General features: G+C 71.1%; 11 protein-coding genes. All 11 read right to left on the bottom strand.

Going from position 1 to position 12,178, the window contains the following annotated elements:
• Positions 1-126: 126 nt before the first annotated feature.
• The gene (locus ABT122_RS18570) at positions 127-984 is read right to left on the bottom strand and encodes an SDR family NAD(P)-dependent oxidoreductase (RefSeq protein ID WP_351552821.1); all 858 of its coding nucleotides are present in this window, start codon (positions 982-984) and stop codon (positions 127-129) included.
• Positions 977-2,317 carry an alkaline phosphatase gene (locus ABT122_RS18565; RefSeq protein ID WP_351552818.1) on the bottom strand — a complete coding sequence of 447 codons (1,341 nt, stop codon included), beginning with the start codon at positions 2,315-2,317 and terminating at the stop codon, positions 977-979. Before ABT122_RS18565 ends, ABT122_RS18570 begins: the two co-directional genes overlap by 8 nt.
• 8 nt (positions 2,318-2,325) lie before the next feature.
• Entirely contained in the window at positions 2,326-2,886 is a 561-nt protein-coding gene (locus ABT122_RS18560) for an NUDIX domain-containing protein (RefSeq protein WP_351552815.1), read from the bottom strand.
• Positions 2,883-3,791 (bottom strand): aminotransferase class IV, encoded by a 909-nt coding sequence (locus ABT122_RS18555; protein WP_351552812.1) that lies wholly within the window; start codon positions 3,789-3,791, stop codon positions 2,883-2,885. The genes ABT122_RS18560 and ABT122_RS18555 overlap by 4 nt, the downstream gene beginning before the upstream one ends.
• A 100-nt stretch (positions 3,792-3,891) precedes the next feature.
• Complete coding sequence (locus ABT122_RS18550) at positions 3,892-5,079, bottom strand: glycosyltransferase family 4 protein (RefSeq protein WP_351552809.1); 1,188 nt, start codon at positions 5,077-5,079, stop codon at positions 3,892-3,894.
• Between the two features lie 166 nt (positions 5,080-5,245).
• Positions 5,246-6,145: a nucleotidyltransferase family protein gene (locus tag ABT122_RS18545; protein WP_351552807.1), complete on the bottom strand. Its 900-nt coding sequence runs from the start codon at positions 6,143-6,145 to the stop codon at positions 5,246-5,248.
• 45 nt (positions 6,146-6,190) lie between these two features.
• A complete protein-coding gene (locus ABT122_RS18540; protein ID WP_351552804.1) occupies positions 6,191-7,450 on the bottom strand; it encodes an NAD(P)/FAD-dependent oxidoreductase in 1,260 nt (419 codons plus the stop codon).
• Positions 7,447-8,061 carry a hypothetical protein gene (locus ABT122_RS18535; protein ID WP_351552801.1) on the bottom strand — a complete coding sequence of 205 codons (615 nt, stop codon included), beginning with the start codon at positions 8,059-8,061 and terminating at the stop codon, positions 7,447-7,449. The genes ABT122_RS18540 and ABT122_RS18535 overlap by 4 nt, the downstream gene beginning before the upstream one ends.
• Positions 8,058-9,377 carry an MFS transporter gene (locus ABT122_RS18530; RefSeq protein ID WP_351552798.1) on the bottom strand — a complete coding sequence of 440 codons (1,320 nt, stop codon included), beginning with the start codon at positions 9,375-9,377 and terminating at the stop codon, positions 8,058-8,060. Before ABT122_RS18530 ends, ABT122_RS18535 begins: the two co-directional genes overlap by 4 nt.
• Positions 9,374-10,636, bottom strand: a complete 1,263-nt coding sequence (locus tag ABT122_RS18525) for a glycosyltransferase family 2 protein (protein ID WP_351552795.1) — start codon at positions 10,634-10,636, stop codon at positions 9,374-9,376. Before ABT122_RS18525 ends, ABT122_RS18530 begins: the two co-directional genes overlap by 4 nt.
• A 4-nt stretch (positions 10,637-10,640) precedes the next feature.
• On the bottom strand, positions 10,641-11,699 hold the full coding sequence (locus tag ABT122_RS18520) for an amidohydrolase family protein (protein ID WP_351552792.1): 1,059 nt from the start codon (positions 11,697-11,699) through the stop codon (positions 10,641-10,643).
• Between the last annotated feature and the right edge of the window lie 479 nt (positions 11,700-12,178).

Below are 12,178 nucleotides of genomic sequence, written 5' to 3'. Positions count from 1 at the left end.
CACCCCCCCGCGGGCCGGGCCCCCCGGGGGGGGCCCCCGCGGCCGGCGTCGTGTTCGGTTCCCGGACTCACCCCTGCCGCCGAGGACGCGCCCGGGGAGCGTTCGTGCCGCGGTTGGTGCCGCGGTTCACTTCAGATGGAGCACATTTCCGGTGACCAGGCGGCCCGCGTCGGAGGCGAGGAAGGCGATCACCTCGGCGACCTCCCCGGGAAGGGCGACATGCCCCGACCCGCCGGCACCGCGCACATAGTCGCGCACCTCGTCCGAGACCCAGCCGGTGTCCGTGACGGGCGGGTGCACCGCGTTGGCGGTGATGCCGTACCGGGCCAGCTCGGTCGCGGCGGCGAGCGTGTAGTCGACCAGCGCGGCCTTGGCGGCCCCGTAGGAGACCTCCTCCGGGAATCCGCCGCCGCCCCCGGAGGTCAGCGAGACGATCCGGCCCCAGCCTGCCTTCCGCTCGACCGAGCGGCGGGCGAACTCGGCGATCATGAGCGCACCGCCCCGGGCGTCGACCGCGAACTGGCGGTCGAAGCTCTCGGCCGTGACCGGGAGCAGGGCCCGGCCGAAGCGGTCGGTCGCGCCGGGTTTGAACGTGTCGGCGAGCCAGCCGCTGGCGTTGTTGACCAGGATGTCCACCCCGCCGAGCTGTTCCTCGGCGGCGTCGAACAGCCGGGCCGGCGTCAGCGGATCGGCGAGGTCGGCCTCCACGGCCACGGCCGTGCCGCCCGCGCCCCGGATCACCTCGACGACATCCGCCGCGGCCCGGGCCCGGTTGCGGCGATAGGCGTCAGGGGTACCGGGATCGGGCGCGTCGTCCAGCCGCAGGTAGGTGAGGAGCACACCGGCGCCCCGCGCGGCCAGGGCTATCGCCGCCGCCGCCCCGATGCCGTGGTTGGCCCCCGACACCAGAGCGGTCCGGCCGCTGAGATCGGTGGAGGGGCCGGAGTGGGCCGGTGTGATGCTCTCTGGAACAAATTCAGACATGCTCGGTCGACACCTTCAGAGTTCGCTGAATCAGGGAGAAGAGACCGGTCTGGTCCATCAGCCCGAGTACCTGATACGCGCCCGGTCCCTCGGCCGCGATACGCACCTGTGACCCGGTGTGCACCTGGATCAGGCCGACGAGATTGGTCCCATAGTTGATCATCATCGGCTCACCGTCGTGAGCCGTCAATGTCACGGTCGCCCCGGGGCTCTTCACGTCGACGGGGACGATCTGGCTGGTGTGGCAGTGGTCGGCCGTCACCAGGACCAGGGTGTCGGGGTGCTCCCGGGCGTAGCGGAGGCCGGCGGACACGGCGTCGTCGAGTTCGCCGACCTCTCCGATCATGCCGCAGGGGTCGGCGTCGTGGGAGGCGTTGTCGATGAGCGCGGACTCCACCATCAGGAAGAAGCCCGGCTGGTCGTCGCCCTCCCGGCCCCGGGACAGCAACTCCAGCGCGCGCTCGGTCATATGGCGCAGGGAGGGCTGTGTGGAGGGGCGGTCTGGGTTGAGGGCGCACAGGGTCGGCGCGGTGCCCTCGGGGCTGGCGATGGGGCCGACGAGCCGACGGGCGAGGGGGCCCTCGGAGAAGAGGCCGATCACCGGGCCGTCCCCGGCCGCCGCCGAGAGCTCGTCCGCCGTGGTGACCACCTCGTAGCCGGCCGCACGGGCGAGATCCAGCACGGTGCGGGGCGGCTGGTGCCCGTCGCGCACGGTCTGCGCGAAGTACCCGGCCCCGCCGCCCAGCAGCACATCGGGCCGGGTCCGCACCAACTGCTCGGCGATCGACCCGCTGCCGCCGTTGGCCCGGTCCTGCACGGGGCAGGCCTCCATCGAGTCCGGGCCCCGGCAGGTCCGGTCGGCGACATGTGCCGCCATGGCCGCCGGCGTCGGGTCGCAGACCTCCTCCGTGGTGACGATTCCGGTGCGCAGCCCCTGCTCGCGGGCCCACTCCACGATCGTCTGGCGCGGCTCACCGTGCGCGTCCACACCGATGGCGCCGTTGTAGGTCTTCACCCCCGTCGACCAGGCCGTGGCCGCCGCCGCCGAGTCGGTCACGTAGTTGTGCTTGTCCGGGGCGCCCCTGAGCACCGAGTAGTTGGTGCAACTGCCGCTGAGGAGGAAGGAGTCGAGCGAGGCGAACCGCCCGTCACCTCCTCGGAGATAGTTGCGGGCCGCCGTGAGTTCGGCCTCGCCGGTACCGTCGCCGACGAAGAGGATGACGTTTCTGGCCTTTCCCTCGCGCACCGCGTCGATCACCCTGGCGGCACCGCCCGCCGGTGCCGCGTTCGCCGTCCGCGCGATTGTCTGTCCCCCGAAGGTGTCACTGGCCATGTCCGTCGTCACCCTTTCCGGCGGTGCTCGTACAGTCCGAGTGCCGCGACCGTCACCGCGTCGCGCACCTCGCCCCGCCCGACCATCCGCCAAACCGCTTCGCGTGTGAACTCCTGGGTGTGCAGAAGCCCCTCGGAGGGCTCCGGACTCGCCGTTCCTCGCCGCAGACCGGACGCCGTGTAGACATGACACGATCCGGTGGCGTAGCCGTATGCCTCGTGCAGTTCACCGAGCCGTTCCCATCGGGCGGCCCGGTAGCCGGTCTCCTCGCGCAGTTCGGTCCTCGCCGTTTCCAGCGGCGACGGGGCGGGTTCTCCCGGCTTGGCGCAGGAGCCCTGGGGGAACTCCCAGAACCGCTGCCTCACGGGGTGCCGGTAGACACTCACCAGACAGAGCGATCCGGACGGCAGCACGGGAATCACCAGGGAGAAGTCCTCCTTCTCGACGATGCTGTACAGCCCGGGGGAGCCGTCGGGGAAGGTCACGTCCTCCTCGCGCACCACCAGATACGGTGAGCGGTAGGCCTCGCGGGTGCCGCGGACGAGGAACTCGACTCCGTCGTCGCTCACCCCACATCCACCAGTTCGAGCGCGGCGCTGCCCTCGCCGCCGCGTGAGGCGGCCAGATAGCGGTGGCGCAGGCGGGTGAGCAGCGGGGGTTCGAGACCGAACTCCCGGTGGTCGAGCCTGCGCACCGGGACCAGGTCGGCCAGCGTTCCGGCCAGAACCATTCCGTCGGCGCTGAGCGCGTCCGTCCGCAGGACGGGGGCCCGTTCGAAGGGGATGCCCTCGGCGGCGGCGAGCGTCTCCAGCAGCGCGATGGTCACCGAGTCCAGGCAGTCCTCCCAGACGGGCGGGGTGACGAGCCTGCCGTCGCGCTCCATCACGATCGCGGCGCCCGCGCCTTCGGCGACCCGGCCGGCGGAGTTGAGAAGCAGCGCGTCGTCGAAGCCGGCCTCCTTGGCCTCCAGCCGTGCCAGACGGGTGAGCTGATAGTTGCCGACCACCTTCAGCGAGGGGGGCATGCTGTCGCCGGAGGGGCGGCGCCAGGAGCTGGTGGTGAGCGTGACCGGCGCGGGGTCGGCTCCGGCGGGGGGCTGCCGGAAGGCGGCGACGGTGACCGACGCCGCACTCGCCCGCTCGGTCAGCCTGGCCCCCACCACCATCGGCCGGACGTACACCTCGCACTCCGGATGTCCCTCCGCCTCGATGCCGGCCGCGACGAGGCAGCCCTTGAGGAGCTGCTCGTACTCCTCCTCCAGCGGAAGGTTCAGCACGGCGCAGGTGCGCTGGAGCCTGCGGAGATGACGGCCGGGGGCGAGCAGCGCGAGCCCGCCGCCCGGCTGGCGGCGGGCCACCATGCCGTCGAAAGCGCTCAGCCCGCGCAGGAGCGCGTCCGACATCAGCGGAAGCCTGACATCGGCCCAGTTCTCCTGGCGGCCGTCGACCCAGATGGTGCCGTTCTGTTCCTGCATCGGAGATTGTCCTCTCGTATGTCCATGGAGTGCTCGGTGCCCGGGCCGGGACCCCGGCGGGACCGGGCGTTGCGGTCGGATGAGGGGGACCGGGCCCGGCTCAGCCGAGTTCCGGCTCCTGGTCGGGGCGATGGCTCCAGGAGTCGCGCACGCTCTCCAGCAGCCGCTCGGTCTGGGAGAGCATGCGGTCGATGGTGAATTCCCTGCGCACCCAGGTGAGTGCGTTCGCGGCGTACTTCGCACGGAGATCCACATCGCGTGCCAGTTGTTCGAGCACCTCCGTCCAGCCCTCCTCGTCCCCCGGCGGCAGCCGGATGCCGGTGTGCTGTTCCCGGACCACTTCGCGCAGACCGGTGGTCTCGCTCACCACCACCGGCCGGCCGGCGGCCATCGCCTCCAGTACGGCCAGGCCCAGCCCCTCCGCGACACTCGGCTGGACGACGACATCGCTGTCCCGGTAGACCTGGGGCATGTCGTGGAGTCCGAGTTCCTGGCGCACGTCGACCCGCTCGGACATGCCCGACTCCTCGATGAGTTCGAGCAGGTCCTCGTAGTAGCGGCGCTGCGAGGAGTGGGCTCGGCCGGCGATCACCACATGCGCGTCGATGCCGCGCCCGACCAGTCCCGCGAGCACCCTGACCATCAGGTCCTGCTGTTTGCGGGGAGCGATGCGTCCGCTGAGCGTCATCACGAACCGCCCGTCCGGGGCGCGGAATCCGTCATTGGCGAAGAGATCGCAGTCGATCCCGTGGTGCAGCAGATGGGTCGAGGAGGCCGGGCTGCCGTGGTCGACGGCCTTGTCGTAGTAGAAGCGGCTGCCCGCGATGAGAGCGGCGAGGGGGAGGTGCTGGTAGACCAGCCGGGCTCGGCCCGTGCCCAGGGGGCCGCGCTCGGGTTCCTGCTCGTGGAAGTTGGCCACCAGCGGTACGTGGTGGGCGAGCGCGACCATGGAGCCCAGTACCGCGGTCTCATGGCTGTTGGCGAAGACGATGTCCGGTACGCCCCATCGCTCGATCACCTCGGCCAGTTCACCGGTGGTGCTGAACTGCATCTGCTCCCAGCGGAGCTTGGTGGGGTCCGACAGCAGATCGAGATAGCCGCTGATCCGCTCGACCCGGGCTCCGCCATCGGTGTCCTTCTCCGGAGCGGTGACCCGGTCGCCGTCCGTCACCACCATGATGTCGTGCCCGCGTTGGGCCAGGCCGGTGGTGACGCAGCGGGCATAGGACTCGGCACCGCCGATCATGGGGTGGTAGGCGGGGGCAAGCATCAGAACGCGCACGGGCATGTCTCCAGTGGACGAGAGTGGACGAGAGTGGACGAGAGTGGACGAGAGTGGACGAGGGGCGACGAGGGACGACGAGGGGGGCGAGAGCGGACGGGACACGGGTGGCCGGCGCCCGGAGATCCCGGGCGGAGCCGGCTCCGGGACCGGGGAAGGGGGTGCGGGCAGGTCAGGCCAGACATCCGCCGGCGACCACGGTGCCCGGGGCCACCCGCGCGCCGGGCAGCAGGACCGTCTCGTGCAGACGGGCCCCCGCGCCGACCTCGGCGCCGGGCCCGATGTAGACCCGGCCGGTGAACTCCGCGCCCGGACGCACCACCGCTCCGGGCGAGACATGGGTCACCGGCCGCCCCCGGTCCGCCGGATCGGCCAGATCGTCCAGGACCGCGGAGCGGTACGCCTCGACCGTCCCCAGATCGTCCCAGCGGCCCAGCCACGGCACGAGCGTCACCGGTGCTCCCCGGGCCAGCAGGGCGGGAATGAGATCCGCTCCGAAGTCATGGGGCCGGTCGGCGGGGATCTCCGCCAGCAGGGACGGGTCGACGCAGTACGCGCCCCCGCTGACCCAGCTCCGCCGGTTGCGGGCCCAGTCGGGCTTCTCCACGAGATCCACCGGGCGTCCCTCCTGGTCCAGCTGGAACACCCCGAACCGGGAGCCGTCGTCCACCTCCGTCGCCAGCACGGTGAGCAGCGCTCCCGACTCCTGATGGGCCCGGACCAGCTCGGTGAGGTCACCGCGGAGATAGAGGTCCCCGGAGAGCACGACCACCAGATCGGTCGCGGCCAGTTCGTCGTGGAAGGTGTGCATCGAGCCGGAGGGGCCGCGGGGTGCCTCCTCGACCCGGGTCTCGACGGGGAGGGCCAGCTCGGTGTTCTCGAAGTACTCCTGGGCCGCCTCGGCCCGGTGGTGCAGATTGCACAGCACCCGCTTCAGCGGCAGCTCCGCGACCTGGGAGACCAGGCGTCCCAGAATCGTGCTGTCCCCCAAGGGCAGCAGCGGCTTGGGGTGCCGAAGGGTCAGGGGATGAAGTCGGCTGCCCGCGCCGGCGGCCAGAATCAGGCATTCCATGGCTAGATCACCTCTCGTGCTTCTCACCGATTCCGCAGGGAGCGATCAAGGTCTGTCGTGGGAGATCCCGGTGTTCCCGGTCACGAGCGGGTGCTCGAACAGCTGGCGCCGGGTCAGTCGCGGAGTGACCTCCCAGTCCTCCGCCGCCCAGTCGGCCCCGGTGCCGGCCCAGGAGGGCAGCGCGGCGGGGGACGCGCCGGCGGTGCGCCCCACCCCCATCTCCAGCAGCCGCCGCACCGCGCGGCGTGCCAGGGCCGGGGCGAGCACGAACTTCCCCGGGAGGACGGCCAGCGCGTTGCTCCGGCCGAAGGGGATCACCCCGCCCTCGGGGAGACCGCTGCCGGGCCGGGTGTCCAGTTCGGCCTTTCCCGCCGGATACACCCCCCACCGGGCGTCGGGGTCGTGCCAGAGTGCGGGCAGTTGCTCGGCCAGGACACGGCCGACGCCCTGGAGCCAGATCTCCCGCGCGATGTCCGGGGCGCGGCCCGGCCAGAAGTTCACGAAGGTGGAGAAGAGATGGACGGTGCCGGCGGCCGACCGCCGGGAGGCGACGAAGAGACCCTGTGCCTCGTCCGACGGCAGACAGAAGGCGGCGGGCAGCGGCTGGGTGGAGTGGCAGACGAGCATGAAGGAGAGCCGGGTGCGGATCGACGCGCCGTCTCCCGCCCGGCCCATGCGGCCCAGCACGGAGGCGGTACCCAGCCCCGTGGCCAGGACGAAGGCCGGCGCCGTGACCGTGAGCGGGCCGTGCGCGCCGAGTATCTCCGCCGATTCCACCCGGTCATGGCTGCTCCGCAGCTCCACCAGCCGCCCCGGCAGCACCGGATGGTCCCTGGACGCCGGCGCGGCTGCCGCCAGGGCCTCCCGGGGTGTGACGGTCGCCTCCGGCACGGCGTAGCCCGGCAGGGCGCCGGGCAGGATGCCGCCGGTGTCGATCCGCTCGGCCGCCATGCCGAGCGCGTCCCAGGTGCGGAGGGATTCCTCCCGCTGATCCGGGTGGTGGAAGGCGACGACACTGGTCCGCGCCACCGGCTGGAGTCCGGCGGACTCCAGCCTCTCCTGCCACCAGTCGGCGGCACCCTTCAGCTCCTTGTGCTGGGCCGCCTCCAGCCGGCGGTAGATGTAGCCGCGGTGCAGATAGCCGTGGCAGTGGCCGGTCTGTCCGGCGGCCAGTCCGCGCTTCTCCACCAGCAGCACGGGAATGCCACGCTCACGCAGCTGCTCGGCGATGAGCAGACCCGTGACCCCGGCTCCGACGATCACCACTCCGGGCCAGTCCACCCGGTCCTGGTTCCGTGTGTTCATGACGCGACACTCCGGCGGTCCGCCTGTATGTGCAGCGGCGGACGCAGCTCGCGGACCGCCATCACACCCCGCTCGTCCGGCCCCGGGCGGAGCAGCAGCTCGTGGGTCATGTGGAGGGTGTGCGCGACGAGCGGCGCGACATGGTCGGGCAGCCGCGGCGGGCCGGGGCCCAGGACGGGCAGACTCAGCCGCAGCCGCATGGCGGCGCTCTCCACCTCCAGTTGGGCGAACCGGCCGTGACCGGACGGGTCCCCGAAGGCGGCGAGCCGGGCGAGTGCCCGTACGAGCCCTCCCTCGACGCGGCCCACCGGGCAGCTCGCCACTCCGTGCCGGACCGTGAAGCCGATGCCCCAGCCGCCCTCCGGCACCGTGACATAGAGCGTGGGTCCCAGGGCGCAGACCACCGCGTCGGCGGGCACGCTGGGCAGGAGCACCCGCCGGCTCCCCGCGCGCTCCTCGGTGAGATGGCCGTGGGCCGCGTTGACGTAGTAGAGCGTGTCCCCGGAGACCAGCGGGGAGCGCACCGCTGTGCCGGAGACCGGAAGCAGGTACTCGACCGCTGTGCGCCCTGGATACGGTGCGGCGCTCCGCCGGGTCAGGTCGGCGGTCACCGCACCGCTGCCGAGCGGGCGGCGGCCTCGGGATCGGAGAAGCGGATCTCCGGCGGCAGCTCTCGGGCCGCCACCGCGAAGCACGCCGCCCCGGCGAGGGTGACCAGCGCGACGATGATCCACAGCAGCCTCGGATCGCCGCTGAGCAGGAATCCCGCGAGCGCCGGGAAGATGGTCACACCCAGCGCGGAGGCGGTCTGGAACACGGCGGTGGCCCGACCGCGCACCGCGTCGGGGGCGGCGTCGGTCATCAGCGCGTTGGACGCGGGCATGTAGAGGATGTCGACCAGGGCGAGGACCACACCGGTGACGATCACGCAGACCCACGCGGCGGACGAGTTGCCCTGCGGCATGACCACCAGGGCCAGCATGGTGGCCGCCAGGATGATCGCGGCGACGGTGATCGAGGCGACACGGGAGTACCGCCGCATGCCGTAGGTGATGGGGGACTGGAAGAGCGCGACCAGCCCGGTGTTCAGCCCGAACAGCACGGACGACACCAGAGCGGGCATCTCCCAGCGGTCCACGAAGAGGATGGGCAGCGCGACCGTGGGCAGCAGGATGATGGGGCTCAGCAGCACCTGGCCGAGGGCGAACAGCAGAAAGCCGCGGTTGGACAGGACCGTCCGCCAGCCCTTGATGGCCACCAGGAGTTCGGGCTCCTCGTCGATGTCCAGGGCGTTCGGGTCGGCTGTGGGAGCGCCGGGGGCGGGTGGCGCTGCCTTGGACTGGAACATGAACAGCGTCGCCGCCGCCACACAGGTGGCCACATTGATCAGTACCAGGGCCTTGGCCCCGCTGACGGCGCTGATCGCCAGTGTCACGGCCGCGATCACCGAGCCGAGTCCCATGGCCCCGGCCTTGATGGACTCCAGGAAGGCGAACCAGCGCTCGAACGGCTGGCCGTTGGACATGTCATGCACATAGGACGACCAGCAGGACCAGTACACCCGGTCGGCCACGGAGACCACCAGCATGGCCAGGAAGATCATCTCGATGCTGTCCGCGAACAGGTACAGCGAGTACCCGAGGCCAGCGCAGAGATTGTTCCCGATCATCGACGCCTTCGCGCCGAACCGGTCGGTGAGCGATCCGCCGATGAGGCCGGCCGGCAGGGACAGCGCGGTGGCGAGGCTGAGCGCGACACCGATCTGGGCGATGCCGATGTCCGTGGTGAGCGTGAAGTAGAGCAGGGAGATGGGGAGGACCAGTCCGGCACCGACGGTGTCCACGAGGACCGCGGTGGTGACCTTCCCGTACCCGGTCATCTGCGGAATGCCGAAGCGGCCTCCGCGGGGCGTGTGCTGCTCACTCACAGTTGGGCTTCTCCCTCGGAGATGAGGACTTCGTGTGCGTACTTGTGCGGATTCCCGAGGGGGCCGGTCACGGTGGGGCGGGCGGTGCCCGCGATGTGCTGGTTGGGGCGGACGCCCTCCGCGTCGGCCATCACCGGGCGGGCGTGCCACAGATGGGCCATGGGCATCTCCCAGCGCGGCACCGGGGTGCGCTGGATGATCTGGCGGTAGAACTCGTTGTCCTCGTCACCCCAGCCGCGGAAGCGCTCGTCGTAGCCGCCGACACTGTCGTACAGCCGTCTCGTGAGGCATATGCATCCGCCCCAGGTGTCCTTGAGCCCGTAGCCGCGCAGCCGGTCGAAGGGCAGGGCCCGGACCGGGCCGAGGCGTTCCGAGATGGCGAGGGCGCTGGTGCCCTGGTCGAGATAGACGACTTCCCGGTACGGGAGCAGGCATTCGGTGCCCGAGTCCAGTTCCCTGACCACCGACTCCAGGGCGTCCTCCGCCAGCAGGATGTCGGCGTCCAGGAAGCAGAGCTGCCGGGCGCCCGGCGCCGCGTTCACTCCCATGTTGAACGCCCAGCTCTTGTTGAAGTCACCGGCGTTGCGGGCGAAGACATAGGTGTCCGTGAGACCGGCCAGATACTTCTCGCAGCGCGGCTCGTCGTCCTGCTCGACCACCACGACGGTGAATCGCTCCCGGGGGAGGGTCTGGGTGCCGGCGGCGGCGACGGCGGCCACGGCGTTGCGCAGCCGGCTCTCGTCGCCGGGCAGGGCGCGCAGGGGGATGATCACCGCGATGTCCGGTGCGGGGTTCTGCCCCCCGGGTGTCCGCTCCGGGCAGAGCCGGAGTACGTCCCCGGGGTCCGCCAGGCTGTCGGCGCGGGCATCGCGCACATACGCGTCGCCCAGGTGGTAGCTGACGTAGCTGGCGGTGGAGACGGCGTCCAGGGCGGCTTCGAGGCTCCGCCGCACACCGGGGTCGGCACGCAGCCGGGCGGCCAGTCCGGCGATCAGATCCCGGTGGGCCTCGCCGTCGGCCGGCTCATCGGCGAGTCTGCGCAGTGGTGCGGAGACGGCCTCGTCGCCCTGCCCGGCGTGCGTCAGACGCGTGCGTAACGCCGCGTACTCGGCGGCGGAGCTCTGCCAGGTGTTGCTGTTGACGATCGCATGGGGATCGACGCCGGTCACATAGGTGGCGGCCAGGGAGGCCGCCAGCCGTGTCGCGTCCGGATCGGGATCGCCGTGCCGCTCTGTCGCGGGTGTGCCGAGGTTCGTCACCGTGTCACCCACGGGTTTCGGAGAGAGCGGACAGGGGGGCGATGGCGCGCCGGGGGTTGGTGCCGAAGAGCAGCTCGATGTCCTGGGGGCCGCGGCCGATCAGGGCGAGGTTCTCGCACTGCCGGCTGAAGCTGCCGGTGCCCGCCGCGACGATCCCGTCGGATCGGTACCACAGGCCGTTGCCGGACCGCTGATGCAGTTCCTCCCCCGCCAGGAAGGGGCGTTCGGTGTCGTCGGTGATGCCGATGATCTTCTCCGATCCTAAGAAGTCCAGGGTGCGCCGGCAAATTTCCAAATCCACATGATCGCCATCGAAGTTGAGGAAGGGCAAGAGTTTTCCGTCGTGGGCGGCTTGAACCAGGGTGGCCGGCACGGGGCCGAGAAGCGCGGACAGGTCCGCCGACGCCCAGTCGTCGGCGAGGAACTCCGCCAGCTGGGAGGCGCGCTGAGCCCGCTCCTCCCGGGTGCGCCACACATGCCGGAAGTTGCGCGGCATGTCGTTGAAGAGATGGTCCGTCAGCAGAGCCGACGGGGAGGGCCCGAAGCGCCGCGACACATAGTCGATGGCCGCCGCCGTGCGGTCGGCGCTGAGCTGGGGGTCGCTGTGCCGGAAGTGGCCCAGCGCCAGGCGCACCCCGCGGGAGTAGAACAGATCGATGACATCGCGGTAGGTGACGCCGCCCTCGATCCGGTCGTCGAGATCCCCTCCGTCGGGGGCCATCACGATGTAGGCGAGTCCGTAGCGCCCGAGGTCCGCGATCCGCTCCCACTCATCGGCGTTGGGAGACCAGATGCCCCGGGGCGGGACCCCGCCGAGGTTGCCCAGGAGAGGGCCCTCCACCGAGAAGCCGGCCAGAGCGGGGAGCTCGTCACGCAGGTCGGCGTAGCGCCGGACGACCTTCTCCCAGGTGCCGATGTAGTTGCGGGCCAGGAATATCCCGGGGACCACGTCGGTCCCGCGGGCCGTGGCGTGATCGTTGAGCGCCACGAGGTCGTCCGGTTCCATGGAGCTGTAGTCGAGGTCTTCCATGCCATGCGTGTGGATGAGCAGGGGGGTGGTCATGGGGTGCCTGCCTTTCGACCGTTGGCTTGAATGAATCGTTTGTTCATCGCTCCGTGCGAGGGGGGCCCGGGAGCCGGGTGCTGGTCCGCGAGCACCGCTGCCGAGGCAGCCGGAGAGCGGTGGCGGGCGGTGGGCGGTCCTGCTCGGGAATCGGCGCCCGCGGTGTCGCGCGGATCGACCTGCGGGGACGGGAGGAGGTCACGTGTCACCCATGGCGGACGCCATGGGTGGTTCAGGGCTGGGGCTGCGACCGGGTGACACGGTGACTGAACTCCCCTCGGAGATGCGGACCGTGAGGATGTTAGGCATGTACATGGTCACTTCGCACTCCCCGAGCAAATCACGCAGTGAAATCGGATCATGATGCCCAGTGACGTGGAGGCGTGGTGGGCGGACCGCGCCGCGCTCCGGACATGCCGGATCGAGTGCCGTCGCCGCCGTGCGGCTCTCCCGGGTGTCAGGCCGTGATCGCGGCGAGT

Origin of the sequence: Streptomyces sp. NPDC001985 (genome assembly GCF_040296845.1) — a bacterium.
Classification (GTDB): Bacteria; Actinomycetota; Actinomycetes; order Streptomycetales; family Streptomycetaceae; genus Streptomyces.
Note: the sequence above shows the minus strand (reverse complement) of the source record. Positions and strands in the feature narration are given on the sequence as shown.